Raw genomic sequence first — 22475 nt, forward strand, 5'->3', positions numbered from 1 at the left:
ATAATCCATCATTTTTTATAATTGACTAATTACAAGAAGGATATCGTATTTTCGTATGAAATCTGATTTCTTCAATATTTGTCTAGCTATCAGTTGCTCTTTTTTAGCGATTATCTTGTCCATTGACTCATACCTATCTCACGATAAAGAATATTTGAGACCTCTGTCTTACATTGTAATTATATCTCATATCTTTTTCTTAATCGTCACTAAAATATCTGAAAAAAGAAGTAAGTAAGGATTGATTAAAATGAATATTGCACTTATTACCCTATCGCTCGGTGGTTAGGAAGAGCCACAGTATATTTATTTTATAGAAAAGTCTTAGCATAAAGTTAGTAAAAAACACATGAAATCTTTGTTGCTACAAGCATTGATTTCATGTGTTTTTTTTACTAACAATTTTTAACTTATGTTGTTTTATTAATCACGTTGCAGAGGTTGTCTATTCTTATCTAAAGTAAACCCTTCGCCAAGTACCTCATGTGCGTCAGTAATGGTGATAAAGGCATGCGGATCTATTTGATGAATCAGCTCTTTCATTTCTTGTAACTGACTTTTATAGATTACAGAATAAATCATATTGATATTGGTTTTGCTATAAAAGCCTTGCGCCTTTATGAAGGTGATACCACGTTCGATTTTTTGGTCAATCGCTTGCGCAAGCTCTTCTGATTTCTCAGAAACAATCATAACACCCTTGCTACCATATCCACCATCTGCTACCATATCTATCATTTTAGAAGCGATACCAACCATCATAAGTGTGTATAATACCAGACGAATATCTTGGAAAATAAGGACAATCAGTGTTAACACAATGGTATCAATTGCGAAAATAATTTGGCCAATAGAATAGGGGAGGTATTTGTGACCAATACGTGCAACAATATCACTACCACCAGTTGTCCCACCAGAGCGGAAAATAATGCCCAGACCAATTCCAATGAGCAACCCCCCAAGGATGCTTACAAGGATTAGGTCTTCGTGTAAATCAATTGCAAATGGAACCTTTTCAAATAAGGCTAACCAAACGGTTACACTAAGGGTTCCAAGAATGCTCAGATAGAATGTTTTTCGTCCCAGAATTTTCCAACCAATGATGAATAAGGGTATATTGATGACAATGTTCATTACCCAAGGCTGTACCTTAAAAAGATAGTAAACAATCAAACTTAATCCTGTCGCACCGCCTTCAAATAAATGGTTAGGCATGATCAGATAGTTCAAACCAAAGGCAAATAAACCAGCACCGAATACAATCAACAGAATATTTCTGAAACGTAGCATACTTTTTCCCTCTCCTTAGAAATCTATATTGACATTGTACGGTATTTGGTGAAGAAATACAAGTCAATTTTCAAGTGCTTTTTTGGCTAGATTTTGGTAAAATAAAAAGAACCATGAATGAGCAAATCGAAAGGTAGAGACAGTGAAACAAGGAATGTTTATTACATTTGAAGGTCCGGATGGAGCTGGTAAGACTACGGTATTACGTGAATTATTACCAGATTTACAAGAGCTGGGACCTGAAGTGGTGACAACGAGAGAGCCAGGAGGTGTAGCCATTGCAGAGGAGATTCGTAATATAATTCTCAATCCTTCAAATACCGAAATGGATGACAAAACGGAGCTGTTATTGTTTATTGCAGCTCGACGTCAGCATTTAAAAGAGAAGATATTGCCACCATTGGCTCAAGGAAAATTACTATTGATTGACCGTTTTATTGATTCTTCAATTGCATATCAAGGTTTTGGTCGTGGTCTCAATGTGGCTGATATCAACTGGCTCAATCAATTTGCCACTGAGGGATTAAAACCTGATTTGACCCTTTATTTTGATATTGATACAGAAGAAGGATTGGCACGAATTGCCCTCAATGCGGATCGTGATGTGGACCGCTTAGATATGGAAAAGGCAGATATGCATCGTCGAGTACGTCAAGGCTATCTCAGCTTATTGGAACAAGAACCTGAGCGATTTGTAAAAATTGATGCCAGTCAACCGTTGGAAGCAGTCGTTGCGGATGCTCTGGCGGTCATTAAGAAACGGTTTTCGGAAAGAGTATGAATATTCAGGAACTAAAAGATCTTCAACCACTAGTTTATCAGCAATTTGTCACGATTCTAGAACAAGGTCGTTTGGCACATGCTTATCTATTTTCAGGTGATTTTGCGAGCTTTGAAATGGCCCTTTTTCTAAGTCAAGCTTTATTTTGCCAAGAAAAAGTTGGTGTCCTTCCTTGTGGAAAGTGTCGCTCTTGTCGGTTGATTGAATCAAATGATTTTTCGGATGTGACCATTGTGGCGCCTCAAGGTAATTTCATTAAAACAGATACGATACGGGAGTTGGTCAAGAACTTCTCTCAGTCTGGTTTTGAATCTAGCCAGCAAGTATTTATCATACGTGATGCTGAGAAAATGCATGTGAATGCCGCTAATTCTCTGCTCAAAGTTATTGAAGAGCCTCAGTCGACGATCCATATTTTTCTTTTGACCAATCAAGAAGAAGCTGTTCTACCAACCATAAAGAGTCGTACCCAAATTATCTCATTTCCCCAAAATCTTCCATATTTAGAGAGAATTCTAGAGGAAGAAGGCTTATTGAAAACACAAGCGAGTCTTATCGCACGACTGGTTTCTAGTCAAGAGGAGGCGAAAAGGCTGGCTACAAACAAATCGTTTATTGACTTGCTGGATCAAGCGAAAAAGTTTACAGAATTGCTTTTAACTGATTCTAACCGCGCTTATTTACAAGTAGGAGTGCTGGTTTCTTTAGCGGTGGAAAAAGCAGAGCAGGGGCGCTTGTTTGATGTGTTGAGCTTGTTACTTGCAGAAAGATTAACAGAGATGATAGCTCGTGAAAAAATGGACGCAGTCCTGAAAGCCAAGAAAATGTGGCAGGCAAATGTCAGTCTGCAAAACTGTTTAGAATACCTTACCATGTAAAGCGAATCAGTGAAAGGACAGGAATGGATAAAAAAGAACTATTTGATGCACTTGATGATTTTTCACAAAATTTATTGACAACCTTGGCTGATGTGGACGCCATTAAAAAACATCTTCAAAGTGTTATTGATGAAAATACACGATTACGCTTGGAAAATTCTAAGTTGCGTGAGCGTTTGGAGAAAGAAGATAAGATAGGACACAAGCCTTCAAACTTTGGTAAGGAGAATTTGGAGAATATCTATGAGGATGGTTTCCATATCTGTACGTATGAATACGGCAAACGTAGAGATAATGATGAGCCATGTATGTTCTGTATTGAATTATTGAATCGAGATTAGAATGAAACTACAAAAATCATTTAAGGGACAGTCGCCCTTCGGGAGCCTCTATCTGGTCCCCACTCCGATTGGAAACTTGCAGGATATGACCTTTAGAGCCATTCAGACCTTGAAAGAAGTTGATGTCATTGCGTCGGAAGATACCAGGAACACAGGTTTACTTCTCAAACATTTTGAGATTGATACCAAGCAGACCTCCTTTCATGAACACAATGCTCATGATAAAATTCCTGTCTTGCTCGATTGGCTCAAATCTGGTCAATCAATTGCTCAAGTATCTGACGCTGGCTTGCCTTCCATATCAGATCCTGGTCACGATTTAGTGCGTGCAGCAATTGAAGAAAATATTCCTGTAATTTCCCTACCAGGTGCTTCTGCAGGGATTACAGCTCTCATCGCATCTGGATTAGCCCCACAACCACATATTTTCTATGGTTTTTTACCGAGGAAAGCAGGACAACAAAAGGAATTTTTTCAAGAAAAAAGAGCCTATCCAGAGACTCAGATTTTCTATGAATCGCCTTACCGTGTGGCTGATACCTTGGAAAATATGTTGTCGGTTTATGGTGATCGTCAGGCTACGATTGTTCGGGAGTTAACCAAGCTGTTTGAAGAATACCAAAGAGGTTCAATCTCAGAACTCCTCGCGTATCTTGAAGAAAACCCGCTTAAGGGAGAATGCATGATAATTGTAGCAGGAGCTGGTGAAGAAGACCGCCCATCAGCTGAAGAAGTGGATTTAAAAGCTGAGATAGAAAAGGAAATTGCAGGAGGTCGGAAACCCAATCAGGCCATCAAAGAAGTAGCCAAACGTTACCAACTAAAAAAACAAGAAGTATACGATATCTATCATGGACTAGGCTGATGCCTAGTTTTTTATTGTATTGATATTTGAATTCGCTTTGATACGTCGTCACTTTCAGCTTGTCATATTTCAACCTAGAACATTCTAGTAAGCTGTATCTCATTTCCTTGTCTGAAAGCTCTTCATTCAACAATGCGTTTTTTAAGCATAAAAAACAGCCTAAAAACCATTTTTAAAATGAATTCTAGGCTGTTTATGCAGTTGTATGTGGTGTCAAACTCAGCTTAATTTCATCAATAAAAGAGGAAGTAATATCTGTGATATTCTTCTTTTTATTTGTCACGTAACCCAAAGTATGGGTTGGACTATTCTTTAAAGGAATGAGGACAATTTGTTCCTTGATAAAACTATTTACAATTCCGAGACCTGAGGCATAGGCATTGCTTGCACATAGTAGATTCATTACAGTACCTCTGTCATTACTATAAATGATTGTTTGATTTTTATGGATTTCAAGAGGATCCTCATCAAAAGTGATGCCCGATTTATCCTGTCGGAATCGTACTTGCTGATAGCCAACTAAATCTTCCTCAGATATTTCAGATAGTTGAGCTAGCGGGTGCTGTTTCCCTAAAAACACACGTGTAGGAAAATCTCCTAATGAAGTAAATTCTAAATCTTGATTTTGGATGGACCGCTCTAGGATATCTTTATTCTCTTGATTGATAAAGATAATTCCTACATCTGATTCGAAATTTGCAACACTCTCTATGACACGTTTTGTAGTAGTTTCAATTAATTGAAAATCTTGATAGTCCTCTTTATACTGCTCTGCCATTCTGGCCAAGGGGATGGATAAAAAATCATAATGATGAGATGCAACGGTAAAACTCTTCTTAAAAGTACTATTATAGCGGTGTTCAAGTAGGCTGAGCTCACCTAGAATCCTTTTAGCATACTTTAGAAAATCATGTCCCTCCTCAGTGAGGCGAACTCCTTTATTGGACCTCAAAAATAGTTGAACCCCAAGTTGACTCTCTAAAACTTTGATAGAGCTTGACAGATTTGGTTGAGTCACAAACAGTTCTTTTGCTGCTTGGCTAAAAGAACCTGCTTGTGCCACTGCTTCAACATACCGACATTGTTGTAAATTCATGTAGCACCTCCTTTACCATTTCTAGTGTTATTATAGCAAAACTAACCCTGAATTTTCGGTAAAACTCCAATACAAATAAACTATGAAGCGATAGTCTTTATCTATGGGTAAAAAGAAAACCTATGAAAATACAACATTTTTTATCTCAAAAATACATTTTCTCGAATAATGGTCATGTAAATCGTTCTAAAATAGATAAAATTTATCGAAAATGACGGTATTATGTCGAACGATATTATTAAAAACTATAGCAATGGATAGTTGGCTTTTATAATAAATTTTTCTTATAGCTAACGATAAAAAATATAGATTTTGCAAGTATAAATTGTGATGGTAAGATAAGAACATGTCAAATCGAAAGGAGAAAATACAATGACAAATAAGCGAGAATTAGTTTTAAAAGCGTTTAAAGGTGACGAGGTTGACCGAGTACCTGTTGGATTTTGGTATCACTTTGCAGAGGAAGATGAATTGCTAAACGGTTTTAATCAACCAGAAATTTTTTCAAAAAATGTTGCTGGACATAAAAAATTTGTGGAGGATATCAATCCTGATTTTGTAAAGATTATGAGCGATGGTTTCTTTTCTTATCCAAATCCATTAATAAAAGAAGGAATTACTTCCATCAAAGAATTAGCGACGATTGAATCAATTGGAGAGAATCATCCGTGGTTCGATCAGCAAGTGGAATTGGTGAAGCAGGTACGATCAAATTTTACAGAGGATATTGTTTCTGTTTATAATATTTTTGCACCATTAACTCATTTGAAGTGGCAAGTTTCCAATAAAACTGACGCTGGTGATGAGCAAGTAGCTTCTTTTTTGAAAGAGGATCCTGAGACATTAAGAGAAGTACTGAAAGTGATTGCACATGACATTGCAACTCTGGCGAAAAAAGTTATAACCGAAGCGGGTGCAGATGGTATTTACTACAGTGCACAAAATATTCAATCAGAGACTATTGAAAGTCAAGATTACATCAGCTATGTTTCTGAAAGTGATTTAATTGTACTTGAGGCGGCAGGTAGTGTTGGTGGAAATAATATTCTTCATATTTGTGGGTATGAGGGGGCAAGAAATGACGTGACGGTCTTTACTGATTATCCAGTACAGGTGGTGAACTGGGCGGTAAAACCAGAAGGAATTTCACTGAAAGATGGGAAAAAATTATTCAGTGGGAAAACCGTTTTAGGTGGCTTTGAAAATACAAAAAATAGCTTACTCTATACAGGAAGTAAAGAGGAGATTCAGGCAGAAGCCAAGCGATTAATAGCGGAGAATGGGAAACAGGGTATCATAATTGGAGCAGATTGTACCATTCCAAGTGATATTAGCTCAGAGAGAATTGAATGGGTGCGTGAAGCGGTAGCTCAAGCATAACGATAGTGTATGAAGGAGAGAACAATATGACAAAGAAAAAATGGGTAATTACAGGTGGTGTGGCTTTTGCAGTAATTGCAGCAACAATCATAGGTAGACAATTAATAGGTAAGTCCGAAAGTGCATCGAATACAACATCTAGTAGCACAAGTAATGAAGTCATTACATTAAAAGTAGCACATACACAGAGTTATGCTCCATATGATTTTATTAATGAAAAAGGTGAAAGTGATGGATTTGAAGTTGCAGTACTAAAAGCAATAGATGAGAAACTGGATGCCTATCAATTTGAGTACGTTGGAACGAGTGATGAAGATCTGTTAATTGGTCTTGAATCAGGTAAGTATGATATTGGTACAAAGGGGGCGTGGTATACTGCTGAACGTGCTGAAAAATTCATCATTCCTGAAAATGCAATTGGAGCAAGTATTATTGGATTCACAATTCGTAAAGAAGATAGTTCTAAGTACACAGACATTGACTCTTTTGCAGCAGCAGGTGGAAAATTAGTTCCAATTTCACCGCAGAATGCCCAATACAATGTTATTCAAGAATATAATAAGGATTCATCAACTCCAATCAAGTTGGAAGAAGCTGAAAGTTTTAAGGTTGCGGATGCATATGCCTGGGTATTGGAAGGACGCTATGATGCATTTTTTGATATCAAACTTTCGTTTGAAAAGGCAGTGACAAATGAAGACGGGGCTTACCATCAATATGCAGACAAGCTTACATGGTTCCCGTATAAGGGAATTGAAACCTACCCACTCATTCACAAGTCGTCTACAAACGAGGAATTCGCTAAAGCTTATGATGAGGCGATTCAAGAATTGAAAGAAGATGGAACAATTTCGAAATTGTCAACTGAGTATTTTGGAGAGGATGTCTTCTCATACGTAACGAAGTAATATAAATAACTGAGGGAAAGCTCAGATAGTCTACTGAGATCTTTCCTTTTTGTTACAATTTTGGAGGTGTTTATGGTTTCGTATGACTTATCTTATGTTTTTAAATTTCTGCCTGAAATTCTTTATGCACTTCCATTAACACTATGGATATTAATCGTAACAATTGTGATTGGAAGTTTACTGGGTGCACTTTTAGCATGGGGACAGTTATATGGAGATGAGGTGATTGTCTCCATCTCCAAAGGCTATGTTTTTGTATTGAGATGTACACCACCCATTGTATTACTATTCATGGTATTTTATGGTTTACCAGAGTTCTTAGAATGGTGGTTAGGTTTAGATGTGAACGGATGGTCACGTGCAGTTTTTGTCATAACTGCTATGACACTCTTATATGCTGCCACAATCTCGGAAGTATTTAAATCAGCATACCTAGCTGTACCGAATGGACAGATGGAAGCAGGTTTAAGTATCGGTCTGACAGAATTTCAAACTTTTCAGAGAATTTTACTGCCACAAGCTTTCCGTTTTGCTCTTCCCAATATCAGTAATGCGATTTTGAATTTATTAAAAGATACAGCTTTAGCCTATACAATTGGATTGGCAGATATCATGGGGGCAGGAAATCTCTTGATTGGACGAAATTTAGGAAACTATTCCCTAGAAACCTACACAGCAGTAGCCGTGGTATATTGGACTTTAGCATTACTTTTAGCACTCGGTAATCAATTCCTTGAAAATGCTTTGGAAACAGGTAGATAGAAGGAGTTAAATATGGATATTCAATACATCATTTCTACGTTTTTGAAGACGCTTGCAGGTGTTCCAGTCACTCTGGGAATCATGCTTGTTTCCATTATACTTAGTTTCTTTCCGGCTCTTTTTTTAGCTTTGGGACGTCACTATAAGGTTAAAGGGGTAACTAGTTTTTCAATTATTTATCTTGCATTTATTCGCTCAACACCACAAATATTATTGATATTATTTTTTTACAGTCTTTTTCCAAGTTTATTGAACAATCTTTTCAAGGGAACTGGGATTAATGTATTTAATATTCCTCCTATAGCATATGCGTTTGTCATATTTAGTCTGATGACCATTGGAAGCCTATCAGAAATAATTCGCTCAGCCATTCTAACAGTTGATAAAGGTCAATTAGAGGCTGCTCAAGCCATTGGATTAACAAACAGTCAAGCCTACATTCGGATTATTTTTCCTCAAGCTTTACGCTCAGCCCTTCCCAATTTATGTAATTTAGTCATCAATCTTGTGAAAGGAACGTCATTGGTTTTTGTCATGACGGTAAAAGATATTACAGCTATCGCAAAAGTAGAGGCAGCTTATGGTTATCAATATTTTGAATCGTATCTTGTCATTTTCTTAATGTATATTCTCATTTGTGGCCTCATTCAATTTCTATTTAACAAACTTGAAAATTATGTAAAACTTGTATAGGAGAATTTATGTTAGAAGTTAAAAATATTGAGAAATCCTTTGGTGATAAAAAGGTTTTGGATGGTGTTAGTTTAAGGGTTGATCAGGGAGATGTCGTTGTCATTCTCGGTCCATCTGGTTCTGGAAAGACTACCTTTTTGAGGACGCTTAACTACTTGGAGAAGCCTGACGCAGGGCAATTGACTCTGGATGGAAAAAACTATGATTTGGCCAAAATCAGCCGAAAAGAAGTATTAGAAATTCGTCAAAAAACAGCCTTTGTTTTTCAAAATTATAATCTGTTTGCCAATAAAACAGCTATTGAAAATATCTTAGAAGGATTAGTGATTGCAAGGAAAATTCCAAAAGCTGAAGCCTTAGAAATTGCGGAAAAAGCCCTAGCGAAAGTTGGTTTATCGGACAAACGAGATGCCTATCCGAGTCAGCTTTCAGGTGGGCAGCAGCAACGGATAGGCATTGCGCGTGCTATTGCGGTAAAACCACATGTCATCCTGTTTGATGAGCCAACTTCTGCTTTAGACCCAGAGTTAATTGGTGACGTCTTGTCGGTCATGAAAGAATTGGCACAGGAAGGGATTACGATGGTAGTGGTTACGCATGAAATGAGTTTTGCTAGAGATGTCGCCAATCACGTCATCTTTATGGAAGGAGGCCATATTATCGAAGAGGGCGAGCCCAAACAGTTTTTCGCTCGACCGAAAGAAGAACGTACCAAGCAATTTTTAACAAGAATCATACCAGAATTAAATATTGACCCAGTCATCTAAAATGATTAGCAGTGCTAGTCATTTTTTTCATCCTGAAAAATTGTGTTTTCTCATTGTTTGTTAATGTATGGTGTATAAATTTGCATTTTTATGAACTATGTGGGAGAATATAAAAGAAAAAACATCTAAATCGGGATAAATAGTCTAGTTTTATAAGTATATCAGGCCTAAAACCGAATATTTTTTATGAAATTAAAACATTTTATTGGATTGTCTGAATATTTGTGATATAATCAACAGACTAACATATTGGAGGGATTTTATGACAATCTACAACTTTTCTGCAGGTCCTGCAGTATTGCCAAAACCAGTACTTGAACGCGCCCAAGCTGAATTCTTGGACTACAATGGTTCGGGAATGAGTGTTTTGGAGATGTCGCATCGCTCCAAGGACTTTGATAATATTATAAAGAGTGCTGAGGCAACACTTCGTGAATTGATGGCGATTCCTGATAACTATAAAGTTATTTTCTTGCAAGGGGGAGCATCATTAGAATTCACAATGATTCCGCTCAACTTCGCTCAAGGCAAAAAAGCTTACTATCTTGCAGGTGGTTCATGGGGAAAAAAAGCGTATACAGAGGCAGTGAAGTTGTCTAAAACTATTGCCTTTGAACCAATTTTGCTTGGTTCAACTGAAGATATTACCTATGCAGAATTGCCAACTTTCGATAAAAATGATATTGATCCAAGTGCAGCCTATGTGCATTTGACAACTAATAACACTATTGAAGGAACAGCAGTATATGATATTCCTGACACCAATGGTGTGCCAGTGATTGCTGACATGTCTTCAAATATTTTAGCAGCTCGCTATAATGTTGAAGATTTTGCCATGATTTATGCTGGGGCCCAAAAGAATATTGGCCCTGCAGGTGTGACTGTGGTGATTGTTCGTGAGGATTTCCTCAATGATCAGCCAATGCTTTCAAGCATGTTGGACTACCGTATTCAAGCTGAAAATGAGTCTCTATATAATACTCCGCCAGCATACTCTATCTATATTTCTAAACTCGTCTTTGATTGGGTGAAAGAAATTGGTGGTGTTGATGAGATGGAAAAAATCAACCGTGAAAAATCTGGTTTGCTTTATGACTATATCGACCAGTCTGATTTCTACAGAAATCCTGTTCGCAAAAAAGAAGAGCGATCAGTAGCCAATATTCCTTTTGTTTCACCAAGTGAAGAATTGGATGCAAAATTTGTCAAAGAAGCAACTGCAGCTGGATTTAAGAATATCAAAGGTCACCGTTCAGTTGGCGGAATGCGGGCATCATTATACAATGCCTTCCCACGTCAAGGAGTGGTTGATTTAATCGAATTCATGAAGAAATTTGCTGCGGAGAATGCTTAGTGGAAATTAGATTAGCGCATCCAAACGAGATAAAGGCTATTGTCAATGTTCTTGAAGAAGCTAGGGCTTTTCTAGCATCTTCTGGTATTCATCAATGGCAGGGAGAGTATCCCAATAAAGACAATGTCTTTGACGATATCCTTTCCGGACGTGGGTATGTTGGTTTAGTGGACGGAAAAGTGGCTGTTTATGCAGCGGTTAACCGTGGCCAGGAAGAAGAGTATGAGGCAATTTACGATGGAAAATGGCACTATAACAATCCTGTCTATACCACTTTCCATAGAGTAGCAACTTCGAATGAGTTTCGTGGTCAGGGAGTTATTCAAACTTTTTTGCAAGGCTTAATTGAGGGGAAAAAAGGACCAGATTTCCGCTGTGATACTCATGAGCAAAATAAGGTAATGCAACATATATTACAAAAACTGGGCTATGTCTATTGTGGAAAGGTTCCAATAGATGGAGAACGGTTAGCCTATCAAAAAATCAAACACAAGAACGAACGGAGTCTTTATCAAGAGATTGATGAAGACGACCGTTGGTTACTTGGAAAAAATTAATGAAATATAGAAAGAAAAGGCGGTAGCTATTCCGCCTTTTTAGGTAAAAACAAATGATATTTAGCGTACGTACTTTTAATAATATCAACCAAGTTGGCCTGAAAGAATTGGGCAATAAATTTCAGATTGATGGAGATCATGCAAACAATCCTGATGCCTTTATTATTCGTTCTGAAAACTTGCATGGATTTGATTTTCCTGAAAACCTTAAAGCGATTGCTCGTGCAGGTGCTGGAACAAACAATATTCCAATTGAAGAAGCAACTGAGAAGGGAATTGTGGTTTTCAACACTCCAGGAGCCAATGCTAATGCGGTCAAAGAAGCAGTTATTGCTTCCATTCTCTTGTCAGCTCGTGACTATATCGGTGCGACTGCATGGGCTAACACCCTTTCAGGAGACGATGTGCCAAAGCAAGTTGAAGCAGGTAAGAAACAATTTGCAGGAACAGAGATTTCAGGAAAAACCTTGGGTGTCATCGGCTTGGGTGCAATTGGTGCCCGTATTGCTAATGATGCACGTCGTTTGGGAATGAATGTTCTTGGTTATGATCCCTATGTGTCTGTTGAAACAGCTTGGACGATTTCAAGCCATGTCAAACGTGTGGATGATTTAAAGGAAATTTTCACCAACGCCGATTACATTACTGTTCATGTACCATTGACAGATAAGACTCGCGGACTTTTCAATTCAGATAGTTTTGGACAGATGAAAAAAGGAACAACCCTCATTAATTTTGCTCGTGGCGAATTGGTTGTCAATGCAGACCTTTTCGAGGCAATTGAAGCAGGAGTGATTAAGAAGTATATTACCGACTTCGGTACCGAGGAGCTTCTCAACAAAGAAAACATTATCGTCTTTCCACACGTTGGTGGATCAACAGAAGAGGCTGAACTGAATTGTGCTATTGCTGCTGGTCAGACCATTCGTCGTTTTATGGAAACTGGTGAAATCATTAATTCAGTTAACTTCCCGAATGTGAAACAGTTCTTGGATGCACCGTACCGTATTACCTTGATCAATAAAAATGTGCCAAATATTGTTGCAAGTATTACATCGGCTGTATCTGAATTGGGGATTAACATCGATAACATCATTAACCGATCTAAAGGTGATTACGCCTATACATTGTTGGATTTAGATGAATCTGATGAAACTAAAATTGCTAAATTGGTCGAAAAATTCAAGGCGACAGATGCGATTATAAAAGTGCGTGTAATTAAACATAAATAATGCTATATAAGCAAATCTATAAGAGTCCCTTAGGCTCAATTTCCCTTATTGCTAGTGATAAAGGCTTGATAGGCGCATGGTTTGAGGGACAGAAGTATTATGAAAAAGGAGTGACGGAAGAGGTATCAGTCACTTCTCATCATGTCTTAGAGCAAGCATCTGACTTGTTAACAAGCTATTTTTCTGGGGAAAATCCAGATTTTAGTCCCTTGCCACTTGATCTAAAAGGGACAGCATTTCAGTTAAAAGTTTGGAAGATATTGCAAGAAATTCCTGCAGGTCAAACGACTACTTATGGGCAAATTGCCAAGGAACTTGGTATTCAATCAGGTCAGGCGATTGGTGGCACGGTTGGTCGTAATCCCCTATCCATTATTATTCCATGCCATAGAGTATTGAGTGGGGATGGAAAATTGACAGGTTATGCTGGCGGTCTGGACAGGAAAATCTGGCTCTTGCAACATGAAATTCCAGGATTTGAGGTTAAGAAATGATTTTATTTTATGAATACCCAAAATGTTCTACTTGTCGTGCAGCTAAGGCTGAGTTAATCAAATTAGGTGTGGAATTCGAATCGATTGATATCAAAACGACCCCACCAAGTGCAAGTCAATTGAAAGACTGGATGGAGGCGACAGGATTTGAATTGAAAAAATACTTCAATACCTCCGGAAATAGCTATCGCGAGTTAGGTTTGAAGGATAAATTTGACAGTCTGACTTTAGAAGATGCACTTGGTTTATTAGCAAATGATGGTATGCTTATCAAACGCCCTTTGTTGATCAAAGACGGTAAAATTCTACAGATTGGTTACCGAACCAAATATGAAAATCTCGACCTTTGAAAGATCGAGATTTTTTTTATAATGCGTATTCGACGGAAATGTATTCGTGCTTCTTCTTTAGTAAATAGAGCATTTGCTGCTTATCTTCCAGCAGTTTTCTCACAATTTCATGTTGAACATTGTGCAGGTTAATCTTTACTCTTATATTCATTCCCTGCTTGAAAATATGTATTTCAATATTGCCCGTATGGTCATCTAAATAGGTTTCTAAAATTTGATAAATGGAATCGTGAATTTCGGGTGCTTGTATGGTTCCATTTGCTAATTCTTTAAAGGAAACAACCAGCCCATCCCATGGTTCTTTTAAGGAAATGAGAGCTAGTACCACAGTTAGGAAAAAGTCCCCTGTGTAATGTAAAAAACCGAGTGGGCTGCTGATTGGGATGAAGTGAAGGAGAATGACAGCCAAACCGATGGCTCCTGAAATAAGTCCATCAACTAAATTTCCCTTAGACTCTGCTTGGATAATGATGGACATGTGGTTTAATCTTGCACTCATGTGGCGATTATAGAAATAGAGTCCCATACAAACAAGGAACATGGTTATTGTGTAGGGAACAACTGGTCCAGTGGTCATTGTATGACCAATCCCGTTGACGAAATAGGCAAATGCAGTAGCACTTGTTTCTAATACTGCAAATAATAATAATAGCAGGGTTGCGAGTGATTTCATAATGGCATATAGAGGTTCTAAAAAGTAGAGTCCCTGTGGAAAAGTAGTTGTTTTCCGATGGCTATTTTTTGAAATATAAAAGGCCACCATGGAGGAAACAAAAGCAATGAGTGAAAAGACACCATCTAAGAGCAGTGCATTTAATCCTGTCATAATGTACACAGCCAGACCCGCTGTTCCGCTCAATCCATTTACGATTGAGGACACGATAAGAGATTTTCTTTCGATTTTTTTATGATTCATAACTCCTCCTTTACTAGTTTATATATATATTATACCATACTTTGCAATCGTTTACAAATCTGTAGATTTTAAAAACCTAGCTTTTGCTAGGTTTGTAAGGGGATTAAATGTTAATTTCCATCACAATTGGTGTATGGTCTTGACGAGCACCAGAATCAATCATGTACGATTTGGTAACCTTATCAGCTACTCGGTCACTAACTAGCCAGTAATCAATTCTCCAGCCAGTATTGTTAATTTTACTGGTGCGGCTACGTTGTGCCCACCAAGTATAGGCGTTAAGAACATCACCATGCAAATGACGGAAGGTATCTGTAAAACCAAGGGCTAATAGATTTGTAAAGCCTTGACGTTCTTCATCTGTAAAACCTGGGGACTGACGATTGCTTGCTGGATTTGCAAGGTCGATTTCCTTATGCGCAACGTTGTAATCGCCTGTTGCGAGAACAGGTTTTTGGCGATCTAGTTGTGAAAGGTAGGCAGCATATTGGAGGTCCCAAATTTGGCGGTCAGCCAATCTCTTCAAACCATCGCCTGCATTTGGTGTATAGACCTGTGTAACAAAAAAGTCATCAAACTCAAGCGTGATGATGCGCCCCTCAGCATCCATGGTGGTTGGTGCCCCAATCTCAGGGAATGTTATGGTAGGAGTGAGGTGGTTCTTATAGAGAAAGAGTGTTCCTGCATAACCTTTGCGAGCGGGCTCCACTGATGAGCGCCAAGTATTGAAATAGTCAGGGAAATAGGATTTTAATATTTCGAGATGCTTCTTAGTAGGTCCCTTATCAGACAGCTTGGTTTCCTGAATTGCAATGATGTCAGCATCCTCTGCTACAAGAGTTTCGATGACGGCGCGTGACAGCAATGCACGAGGAGATTCAGCTGTAAGAGCGGCATTTAGGGAATCAATGTTCCAAGAAATGAGTTTCATATGGTTCCTTTTCTAGTTTATTCTGACTAATATTATATCAAAAATACTGATTCCGAGCGAATAGGGAGTTTGGAAATATGTTTTAGTTACTTGTATGCAAATACCAAAACTATGTTATAATATAACTAATAAATTAATGTTTGTAGAGGTATATATGAAAAGAATATTGATTGGTTTTGTCTGGCTTGCTCTCATTTTGGAAATCCTAGTTTACTATTGGTTTCAGCTACCAGCTTTCAATTTTCTGAGTTTAGAATTTTGGTTTTTCATTCTTCAGTCTTTTGGCTTGCTGTGGATTGTACTCGTAATCACTAGCAAAATTAGTCCGATCCGGAAAGTTACCAAGATTTCAGGTCGTAATCGTCAAGTGGAGTCTTACCAATTTTCGCCGGGGAAATTACCGACTTATCTCAGTTGGTTGGGCCGTGTTTGGGTTGTAGTTGTTTTGCTGATTATAGTTCTAGGGGTCATCAATTCTCGTATTTTTCGTGCGAAAGATTATGCTTCAGTAGTGACTGTGGAAGAAGCGGATTTTAAGACAGATTTTCCTGAGACAGATATTTCAAAATTAGCACTTTTAGATCGTGCGTCGGCTGAAAAGATTGGTGATACCTATCTGGGTACCATCGATAAGGTTTCACAGTTTGGTATTTCGAATGATTACCGCCAAATTACAATCGGACAGCAACCGTTTCGTGTGTCTCCATTGGAGTATAAGAGTTTTTGGAAATGGCTGAGCAATCACCAGGATGGTATTGGCTACTATGTAAAAGTTAATCAAACGACAGGTAAGGCAGAACTTGCCAAGTTGAACGAAGCCATGCATTACTCTGATTCTGAGTTTTTACTTAATGATACTCTGCGACATCTTCGTCTCCAGTACCCAACAACTATCTTTGGTAAGCCTTCGTTTGAAGTGGATGACAAAGGGAATCCCTACTATATTGCAACGATATACGAGCCAAAATTTGGACTGTCCTCACATGATCCAATTGGTGCTATTGTGTTAGATGCAGCTACAGGAGAAAGTAAGAAGTATCGTCTTGAAGAGATTCCTGAATGGGTGGACCGAGTTTATTCTGCTGAAAATGTCATCAGTCGTGTTGATGATCATTACACCTACCAGAATGGTTTTTGGAATACCATTTTCAGCCAAACAGGTGTGAAAAACACCACGGATAGTTATAATTATATTTCCATTGGTTCAGATATTTATCTCTATACCGGTATTACCTCAGCGACAGCGGATTCATCAAACCTTGGTTTTATCCTTGTCAATATGCGTACTCGTGAAATTACTAACTACAAATTGGCTTCGGCAACAGAGTCAGCTGCTCAAGAGTCAGCAGAGGGGGAAGTGCAGGAGAAAGGCTACAAAGCAACCGCTCCAAGTTTAGTCAAATTGGCGGATACGGCTTACTATTTGGTATCCCTAAAAGATGATGCAGGTTTGGTTAAATCTTACGCATTGGTAGATGCAGAGGATTACCAACAAGTCACAGTGAACAATGATGTGGCCAGCTTAATTTCACAAGTTACTGGTAGGGATGCTTCTGGTCTAGTTGGACTTGCAACTACGACAAATGGAGATTCGAGTCAACCTACTGAAGTGGTAACGGGCAAGGTGGAAGCAGTTGCCAGCCAAATGATCGGTGGTTCAACGGTATATTATATCCAATCGGAAGGCAAGATTTATAAAGTTAAAGCTACTGAAGACAGTACAGACCAGTTGCCATTTATCAAGGTAGGCGATCAATTTACTGGTCAATTGGATAAAAAGAATTACTTACAACAGGTTGTCATCAATCCTGAATAAGAAGAAGTGGAAGTTTGTCTGATGATGTCAGACGATCTTTCGCTTTTTATATTTTCGTGCGAAATGCTGGTTTTTATTGTATAATAGAGCGTTGTGGTTTTTTCTAGTGATACTCAATGAAAACGTGTATCTAGGATGATAACTTATCAACAATCTATGGTTTAGGAGTTGTTTATGAATCTGTTGAGGAAAAAACAGGTAGGGGAGCGTAGTAGTCAAATGCGGCGTCACTTGGGTTTGGTTGATTTGATCTTTTTAGGGATTGGTTCAATGGTGGGAACAGGTATTTTTACAGTGACGGGTTTGGCTGCTGCCCAATATGCTGGTCCTGCCTTAATTATTTCTATCGTCATAGCAGCAATTGCAGTTGGTTTGACAGCATTATTCTATGCTGAATTTGCTTCACGAATACCTACGAACGGCGGAGCTTATGGGTATCTCTACACGGTTTTCGGAGAATTTCCTGCTTGGATTGCTGGTTGGCTGACCATTATGGAGTTCTTGACAGCTGTTTCGAGTGTTGCATCGGGATGGGGTGCATATTTGAAAGGACTCTTAGCTCATTTTGGTATTTCAATGCCAACTGCATTGAATGGTACCTTCGACCCTGCTGCGGGTACTTATGTAGACCTGTTACCAGTTCTGGTCTTGTTTTTCGTAATAGGGGTTGTTTTACTAAATTCTAAGGCGGCACTTCGTTTCAATTCAGCCTTAGTTATCTTAAAATTCTCTGCCTTGGCCTTGTTTGTGATTGCTGGTATGTTCTTTATCAAACCGTCCAATTGGGCTGATTTTGCGCCCTTTGGGTTTGGAGCGATTTACGGTGGCCAAGCAGGTATAATGGCAGGAGCTTCTCTCATGTTCTTTGCCTTTCTTGGCTTTGAATCCATTTCGCTAGCTATAGACGAGGTAAAAACACCTGAAAAGAATGTGCCAAAGGGAATCGTCTTATCCCTCTTCATTGTCACAATATTGTACATTATAGTGACATTAGTCTTAACAGGAATGGTGCATTATTCTAAGTTGAATGTGGCAGATGCGGTTGCTTTTGCTTTGCGAGAGGTTGGTTTAGGTTGGGCAGCAAGCTATATTTCCGTTGTGGCCATTCTGACCTTGATTACAGTATGCATCTCGATGACTTATGCTCTCTCACGGATGGTGTATTCGATTAGTCGCGATGGATTATTGCCAAAATCCTTGAGTCAATTGACCAAAACTAGTAAGGTTCCTAAGAATGCGACGATACTGGTTGGAATATTTGCGGCGATCTGTGCGGGTATTTTCCCCCTAGCAACCATTGCTTCCTTTCTGAATATTTGTACCTTAGCCTATTTGATGATGTTAGCAGTCGGAATCATTCGTCTTAGACAAATAGATGGGTTGCCAAAAGAAGGTCAGTTTAAAACACCGCTGGTACCCTTATTGCCTATTTTATCAATTCTGATTTGTCTTTCCTTTATGTTCCAATACAGTCTTGATACTTGGTTAGCTTTTGGAGTTGCCTTAGTAATTGGTATGTTCATTTATTTCTTCTATGGCTATGGTCATTCTGAAGCAAAATAATGTTTATCTCTTCTTTATTTGAAGGGATTTTTTCTACAATTTTTTTATAGAAATATTAGAAAGTTAAAAAATATGATTGTATAATATATTTAATAAGAGACACAAATATGGATGGAGAAGTGCGATGTCAAATCGAGATATTCGTGCTAAAGCAACAGCCATTCGTGAAAGTACGGATGGGATGATGACCTTATTTTTAGCACCTGTTCTCATTATGGTCCTATCAGATATTTTAGATCGGATGTGGGGACAGGCAGGTATTGTTTTATGGGGAAATACTTTTGTGAAAATTGGTGTGACACGCACTATCCATTATATTTCACTTGGTCCGTCATCACTCTTTGATTTCTTAGTACAATGCTTGCTTGTAACAGCTTGTTTTCAATTGATTAGGGTGGTCCGTAATGAGAAAAGTATCGTTTCGTTCAAAGATTTCTTTTCTCTGCTTGATGGTAAAAATTTTTTACCGATTGTAGTGACCATTTTATTGAAACAAATTTTTCTCTATGTTGCTGCATTTCCAACTACAGTCGGAGTTGCATTGATATTATTTTCCTTTTATAATTCAATTTTTATTCTTGAAGCGCCTGTTGGATATTCTCCAGATTTTTCGAGCCTTTTCAATTCGGCAAATTTGTATTTGGGCCTCATACTTATGCTAGTTGGGATTGTTTTAAATTTATATATTAATTATGGGCTCAGTCAGGTCTCCTTTTTGCTATATGACTATTTGGATAAGGATATGTACACATCACCTTTCAAGATATTTAAACAAAGTTGGCAATTGATGAGTGGGAATAAATGGCGTCGATTCTTGTTAGATCTTTCTTTTATTGGCTGGTTTATTGGCGTCATCTTGACGTTAGGACTCCTAGGGCTCTATGTATTCCCTTATTATTGGACCTGTCAAGCGCTGTTTTATGAAGATTTAATAGCTAAGAATCCTTTGGTTTTTTCCGATGAAAAAACACTCGTTACCTCAACCCCTGCTTAAGTTGTGAGTGTCACAAGCACTTTAATCGATAAAACGCAGCGAATCCCTACAAATCGAAGGGATTTTAGCATGTTTCGATAGAAATTAATGGAAAACAGATGAAAAAAGTAAAATACTATAGTTAAAAGTGCGTGTTTATCAAATACGTAGTAGTGTATAGAACGATGATTTCCAATATGAAAACAGATGCATAAGGAACGAAATTGGAAGGGAGATGGAAATGACGACGAACAATATCGTATCTAGAGCGATGGCTATTCGTGAGCGAACCAAGGGGACAACGATCCTGTTCTTACCATCCATTTTGCTAGCTATATGCTATGCCTTATCAACGACTATTTTTCGTCTATTTACTTTTCTGAGTCTACGACAAGATAGTGCATTGGTAGAGAGTCGCTTAGTTTCATCTGTTACATTAGCTTATTTTTCTCGTGAAGGAATCCTTCTTTTATTACAGCTTTTGATCGGGCTTGCTTGTTTTCATCTGCTGGAATTATTCAGAGGTGATAGACAGGAAGTCACTCTGAAAGATTGCTTTTCACTACTCAAAACGGATTGGGCAAAACCTATTTGCATGACCTTACTCTTTCAGTATTTGATTCTCATGGTAGCAGGTTTACCCGCCACGATAGGTTCCGCCTTATGGCTTACCGGTCTTACTATGAAGAGCTTGATGGTGCTTTCTCCTGGGGCAATGGCAGAGCTGGCTTCTCATCAGTCTGATCAATTGATTGCTAGAGGAGCGATTCTATTTATAGTTGGCATCGTCTTGTATTTTCTTGTTTACTATGCCTATTCTCAGACTGTTTTTGTCCTGTTTGATCATTTAGATAATGCAAGTTACACCAACCCACTGAATGTATTAAGAGAGAGTAGTCTCTTAATGAAAGGAAACTATTGGCAACGAATTCGTCTAGATCCATCATTTCTAGGCTGGTTTGTCGGTGAATTGGTAACTTTACATTTGTTGTCTATTTTTGTTCAACCATATTACCATATAGCTAGGACAATTTTTTACGAATCCATAAAAGCAAAAATAAAGACTGTTAGCGAGTGAATCGTCAACAGTCTTTTGTTGTTTATAAGGATTTTCTTTTATGTTTATAATAGAGGTCATAGACAAGCCAAGCTATCATTCCACTTTGAACAAACAAGCTAATTACAGAACCTTCGACCCCGAAATCACCGCCAGATAGCCATTCAGGTCCTGTGATACCAACTTGTATAAAGGCATGTCCAGCTTGTGTACCGCTAACTGGGAATGCAAAGACATTTCCTTGGAAACAATTCCAGGCAGCATGCAAACCACCAATTGTCCAAATATTACCTGTTTTGAGCATCATCAAACAGGTTAAAACACCAAACAACGTGAGATCCAAAAGCGGTATGAATGAGATGGCATGGTTTCCTAAATGAAGAAATGTGAAAAAAAGCGAGGAAATAAGGATACCAACAGGAATAGTGTGTTTGGCTGAAAGTGATGAAAACATCCATCCTCTTGATAATATTTCTTCTGTTGTACCTTGGATTGACCAAGCTAGGATTAGTACAAAGAATTCTCCGAGTAATTTTATAGAGAACTGGGTGCTAGTAAATTCAATCGCACCCAATCCCCACATGATGAGTGTACACGTGGTCAACATTGTAGCTCCGATTCCCCAACCGAGTAGAAAATCTTTCCCAGCACCTTTTTTAGTAAACCCGAGTCCTAACCACGGGCTTTTTTCAACACAGCGAGACCAAAGAATCACAACCAAACTAATAAATATAAAAGCAAATAAATCTAAGCTAAGCGAGAGAAATGGATTGTTTTCATACGGAATAAATGGAATTATCGGAGCATACACAATTAATCCAAGCATTTCCCCTACAATCAACAAAATCATTCCCATTAATGGTGAAGTAAACGCATTAAGATTAAACGCTGATTTAGCTTTTTCTTTGATAAATTCTGTTTTCATATATGGTCCACCTCACATATGCTTTACTAGTTTACTATTCTACCATATTAATTTAGAAAATTCTAGGCTTATTATTATGTAAAAGATTGAACGTTTCAAAATAATACACGGAGAATGGTAAAATTCAAACAAAAAATCCACAGTAAAACCTGTGGAAAATATGGCATAATAGAACAGTAGAAAAGTGCTCCTCTATCCAAGAATGGACCTAGGAGAAAGACGGTGGTTACTTTCTAAGTGAGAGAACGTTGATGCCTATATGCAATTCATCAAAATCTGACGGAAAGGCGGTAACAATCTTTTGACAGCATTTGAAGTGGTACAAACGCTATTGAGTTTTGGTGGTTTCACCATCGCCTTAGTAGGTTTGTGCTATAAAATCTTCAAAGATTACAAAAAATAATCCGTCCCCACTTTTGAGCGAGTAGGACGGATTAGTTCCCCAATATAAGCCACCGTCTTTATAACGGGGGCTGGGCAAAAACTAGCTTCCCACAATAAAAAAACGAGCAGTTCCAATTAGGAGTTGCTCGTTTTCCACTTCAT

Annotated in this window: 24 protein-coding genes; 19 read left to right on the forward strand and 5 right to left on the reverse strand. The window is 38.2% G+C overall.

The window, feature by feature from the left end:
* Positions 1 to 423: 423 nt before the first annotated feature.
* Positions 424 to 1290 (reverse strand): YitT family protein, encoded by an 867-nt coding sequence (locus ACPC58_RS06090; RefSeq protein ID WP_434065537.1) that lies wholly within the window; start codon positions 1288 to 1290, stop codon positions 424 to 426.
* Positions 1291 to 1432: 142 nt separating this feature from the next.
* Between ACPC58_RS06090 and tmk the strand changes: the two genes are divergently transcribed.
* From tmk to rsmI, 4 genes are read left to right on the forward strand one after another with little or no spacing between them, the layout of a single operon-like run.
* The gene (gene tmk, locus ACPC58_RS06095; protein ID WP_434065538.1) at positions 1433 to 2071 is read left to right on the forward strand and encodes a dTMP kinase; all 639 of its coding nucleotides are present in this window, start codon (positions 1433 to 1435) and stop codon (positions 2069 to 2071) included.
* Entirely contained in the window at positions 2068 to 2949 is an 882-nt protein-coding gene (locus ACPC58_RS06100; protein ID WP_274504071.1) for a DNA polymerase III subunit delta', read from the forward strand. The genes tmk and ACPC58_RS06100 overlap by 4 nt, the downstream gene beginning before the upstream one ends.
* 23 nt (positions 2950 to 2972) lie before the next feature.
* Positions 2973 to 3290: a DNA replication initiation control protein YabA gene (gene yabA / locus ACPC58_RS06105; RefSeq protein ID WP_024391897.1), complete on the forward strand. Its 318-nt coding sequence runs from the start codon at positions 2973 to 2975 to the stop codon at positions 3288 to 3290.
* 1 nt (position 3291) lies between these two features.
* Positions 3292 to 4155 carry a 16S rRNA (cytidine(1402)-2'-O)-methyltransferase gene (rsmI, locus tag ACPC58_RS06110; RefSeq protein WP_130554492.1) on the forward strand — a complete coding sequence of 288 codons (864 nt, stop codon included), beginning with the start codon at positions 3292 to 3294 and terminating at the stop codon, positions 4153 to 4155.
* Positions 4156 to 4348: 193 nt separating this feature from the next.
* Here the strand turns inward: rsmI and ACPC58_RS06115 are convergent, their stop codons facing one another.
* Complete coding sequence (locus tag ACPC58_RS06115; RefSeq protein WP_217373947.1) at positions 4349 to 5251, reverse strand: LysR family transcriptional regulator; 903 nt, start codon at positions 5249 to 5251, stop codon at positions 4349 to 4351.
* 372 nt (positions 5252 to 5623) lie between these two features.
* Between ACPC58_RS06115 and ACPC58_RS06120 the strand changes: the two genes are divergently transcribed.
* From ACPC58_RS06120 to ACPC58_RS06165, 10 genes are all read left to right on the forward strand, one after another.
* Entirely contained in the window at positions 5624 to 6631 is a 1008-nt protein-coding gene (locus tag ACPC58_RS06120) for a uroporphyrinogen decarboxylase family protein (RefSeq protein WP_434065539.1), read from the forward strand.
* 26 nt (positions 6632 to 6657) lie between these two features.
* Entirely contained in the window at positions 6658 to 7539 is an 882-nt protein-coding gene (locus ACPC58_RS06125; RefSeq protein WP_130554494.1) for a transporter substrate-binding domain-containing protein, read from the forward strand.
* Positions 7540 to 7611: 72 nt separating this feature from the next.
* Positions 7612 to 8301: an amino acid ABC transporter permease gene (locus ACPC58_RS06130; RefSeq protein WP_217373945.1), complete on the forward strand. Its 690-nt coding sequence runs from the start codon at positions 7612 to 7614 to the stop codon at positions 8299 to 8301.
* A gap of 12 nt (positions 8302 to 8313) precedes the next feature.
* Entirely contained in the window at positions 8314 to 8994 is a 681-nt protein-coding gene (locus tag ACPC58_RS06135) for an amino acid ABC transporter permease (RefSeq protein ID WP_217373944.1), read from the forward strand.
* 8 nt (positions 8995 to 9002) lie between these two features.
* On the forward strand, positions 9003 to 9761 hold the full coding sequence (locus ACPC58_RS06140; RefSeq protein WP_274504044.1) for an amino acid ABC transporter ATP-binding protein: 759 nt from the start codon (positions 9003 to 9005) through the stop codon (positions 9759 to 9761).
* A 262-nt stretch (positions 9762 to 10023) separates the two neighbouring features.
* Entirely contained in the window at positions 10024 to 11115 is a 1092-nt protein-coding gene (serC, locus tag ACPC58_RS06145) for a 3-phosphoserine/phosphohydroxythreonine transaminase (protein ID WP_217373942.1), read from the forward strand.
* A complete protein-coding gene (locus tag ACPC58_RS06150) occupies positions 11115 to 11672 on the forward strand; it encodes a GNAT family N-acetyltransferase (RefSeq protein ID WP_434065540.1) in 558 nt (185 codons plus the stop codon). Before serC ends, ACPC58_RS06150 begins: the two co-directional genes overlap by 1 nt.
* Positions 11673 to 11725: 53 nt before the next feature.
* Entirely contained in the window at positions 11726 to 12904 is a 1179-nt protein-coding gene (locus ACPC58_RS06155; RefSeq protein ID WP_217373940.1) for a phosphoglycerate dehydrogenase, read from the forward strand.
* Entirely contained in the window at positions 12901 to 13398 is a 498-nt protein-coding gene (locus ACPC58_RS06160) for a methylated-DNA--[protein]-cysteine S-methyltransferase (protein ID WP_434065547.1), read from the forward strand. The genes ACPC58_RS06155 and ACPC58_RS06160 overlap by 4 nt, the downstream gene beginning before the upstream one ends.
* Positions 13395 to 13748 carry an arsenate reductase family protein gene (locus tag ACPC58_RS06165; RefSeq protein ID WP_434065541.1) on the forward strand — a complete coding sequence of 118 codons (354 nt, stop codon included), beginning with the start codon at positions 13395 to 13397 and terminating at the stop codon, positions 13746 to 13748. The genes ACPC58_RS06160 and ACPC58_RS06165 overlap by 4 nt, the downstream gene beginning before the upstream one ends.
* A 16-nt stretch (positions 13749 to 13764) precedes the next feature.
* Here ACPC58_RS06165 and ACPC58_RS06170 read toward each other — a convergent pair whose 3' ends face one another.
* Positions 13765 to 14664, reverse strand: a complete 900-nt coding sequence (locus ACPC58_RS06170; protein WP_274504037.1) for a cation transporter — start codon at positions 14662 to 14664, stop codon at positions 13765 to 13767.
* A 103-nt stretch (positions 14665 to 14767) separates the two neighbouring features.
* A complete protein-coding gene (locus tag ACPC58_RS06175; protein ID WP_274504036.1) occupies positions 14768 to 15595 on the reverse strand; it encodes an exodeoxyribonuclease III in 828 nt (275 codons plus the stop codon).
* Between the two features lie 154 nt (positions 15596 to 15749).
* Here ACPC58_RS06175 and ACPC58_RS06180 point away from each other — a divergent pair, with 154 nt between their 5' ends.
* The 4 genes from ACPC58_RS06180 to ACPC58_RS06195 all read left to right on the forward strand — a co-directional run bounded on the left by ACPC58_RS06180 (position 15750) and on the right by ACPC58_RS06195 (position 21025).
* The gene (locus ACPC58_RS06180; protein ID WP_434065542.1) at positions 15750 to 17411 is read left to right on the forward strand and encodes a hypothetical protein; all 1662 of its coding nucleotides are present in this window, start codon (positions 15750 to 15752) and stop codon (positions 17409 to 17411) included.
* Between the two features lie 174 nt (positions 17412 to 17585).
* The gene (locus ACPC58_RS06185) at positions 17586 to 18974 is read left to right on the forward strand and encodes an amino acid permease (RefSeq protein WP_434065543.1); all 1389 of its coding nucleotides are present in this window, start codon (positions 17586 to 17588) and stop codon (positions 18972 to 18974) included.
* Between the two features lie 124 nt (positions 18975 to 19098).
* Entirely contained in the window at positions 19099 to 19968 is an 870-nt protein-coding gene (locus ACPC58_RS06190) for a DUF975 family protein (protein ID WP_434065544.1), read from the forward strand.
* A gap of 220 nt (positions 19969 to 20188) precedes the next feature.
* Positions 20189 to 21025: a DUF975 family protein gene (locus ACPC58_RS06195; RefSeq protein WP_434065545.1), complete on the forward strand. Its 837-nt coding sequence runs from the start codon at positions 20189 to 20191 to the stop codon at positions 21023 to 21025.
* Positions 21026 to 21047: 22 nt separating this feature from the next.
* Here the strand turns inward: ACPC58_RS06195 and ACPC58_RS06200 are convergent, their stop codons facing one another.
* Positions 21048 to 21929, reverse strand: coding sequence for a CPBP family intramembrane glutamic endopeptidase (locus ACPC58_RS06200; protein ID WP_434065546.1), 882 nt, complete (start codon positions 21927 to 21929; stop codon positions 21048 to 21050).
* Between the two features lie 316 nt (positions 21930 to 22245).
* Between ACPC58_RS06200 and ACPC58_RS06205 the strand changes: the two genes are divergently transcribed.
* Positions 22246 to 22332 carry a putative holin-like toxin gene (locus tag ACPC58_RS06205; RefSeq protein WP_392453240.1) on the forward strand — a complete coding sequence of 29 codons (87 nt, stop codon included), beginning with the start codon at positions 22246 to 22248 and terminating at the stop codon, positions 22330 to 22332.
* The last annotated feature ends 143 nt before the right edge of the window (positions 22333 to 22475 follow it).

Origin of the sequence: Streptococcus sp. VTCC 12905, from assembly GCF_049893385.1 — a bacterium.
Taxonomy (GTDB): Bacteria; Bacillota; Bacilli; order Lactobacillales; family Streptococcaceae; genus Streptococcus; species Streptococcus suis_AA.